The 1,316-nt window shown below is 54.9% G+C and carries 2 protein-coding genes; one reads left to right on the top strand and one right to left on the bottom strand.

Features of this window, described 5'->3' with window-relative positions:
* The coding region (gene hemW, locus AC2VLY_RS00290; protein ID WP_486921576.1) for a radical SAM family heme chaperone HemW at nucleotides 1-659 on the bottom strand (659 nt) is incomplete at its 3' end.
* A gap of 25 nt (nucleotides 660-684) precedes the next feature.
* Here hemW and AC2VLY_RS00285 point away from each other — a divergent pair.
* Nucleotides 685-1,242 (top strand): LON peptidase substrate-binding domain-containing protein, encoded by a 558-nt coding sequence (locus tag AC2VLY_RS00285; protein WP_193650754.1) that lies wholly within the window; start codon nucleotides 685-687, stop codon nucleotides 1,240-1,242.
* Nucleotides 1,243-1,316 lie beyond the last annotated feature (74 nt).

Here is a 1,316-nt window from a genome sequence, read left to right as displayed (position 1 = left end):
GTATCCTCGTCAGGGAGATGGGCCGGAGGATGGCTGGCAAAGGGGGTGCCGACTTCCAGAGTAAGCTGGTAAAGGGATAAATGGGGAGGCTTATATTGTAAAGCCGCGTTCAGGTCTGCCAGGGCTTCAGCAGTGCTCTGGCCCGGCAGGGCAAACATGAGATCCAGATTAAAGCTGGCAAATTGCGCAGCAATGGCTTTTTCTACGGCCCGATGGGCTGCAGTAGCATCATGAATGCGTCCCAGGCGTTGCAGGTGCACATCATTGAAAGACTGGATCCCCAGAGACAGACGGGTAACCCCGGCCGCACGAAAATCAGCAAATGCTGCGGCTTCAATGGCGCCGGGATTAGCCTCCAGGGTCACCTCCATGGCAGACAGGGGTTGCAGGCGGGCCCGGATGTCGGAAAGCAGCTGGTTGATGATTTCCGGTGGAAACAGGCTGGGAGTGCCTCCGCCAATGAAAATACTGTGCAGACGTCGTCCCCAGATGCGTGGCAGTTCCCGATCCAGATCAGCAATCAGGGCGCGAGCATAACGCGCTGCAGGAATATGGTCTGCTGCATGTGAATTGAAGTCACAATAAGGACACTTGGCTTTACACCAAGGCAAATGTACATATAGTGAGAACGTGGAGGATGGTTTCAGGCTGGGATTCATGAATACTCGTGAGAGGAACAGCATAGTGACGGATACGCATACAATACCCCTATTTTTACTCCGAACCGTACTTTTTCCCAAGGCCTTAGTCGGATTGAGAGTGTTTGAACCCCGTTATCTGGACATGGTCAGCAGCTCCCTGCGCAATGATCATGGTTTTGGAATCTGTTTGACGCACTCTCGGGGAGATGGTCATGCGGAGCCGGAACGGGTAGGAACACTGGCGCGAATAGTGGATTGGGGTGGTGAGCCAGGGGTTCTGGAAATTCAGGTGGAGGGGCAGCGACGCTTCAGTATTCAGGACTGGCATTATGCGGGGGCTCTGGCTATGGCCTCGGTGCACTACTGGCCGGAGGAGCCGGTAGTGCCCATGCGCCGGGAAGACGATACCCTGCGCGCCATTTTGAAGGAATTGCTTGGTGAAGAAGCGGCCCGGGACCTGGATGCCAGTACTGCAGGTATGGTGCTCGCTCAGGCATTGCCTGCTTCTCCAGAAGAAAAACAGGATCTGCTTCTGCTGCAGGACCCCCTCGAACGTTTGCGGCGCATTCATCACCTGTTGCAGCGGCGTAGCGGAGCCTAGTGCTTGCCCTTGCCGTAAATGTAAGTTGAAAAATCCGTATAATTCTGGGAAAGATTCCGAAACAGGTGGTCCAG

The organism is Acidithiobacillus sp. TH-A36, from assembly GCF_057473445.1.
This window is presented reverse-complemented; position numbering and strand designations above follow the sequence as displayed.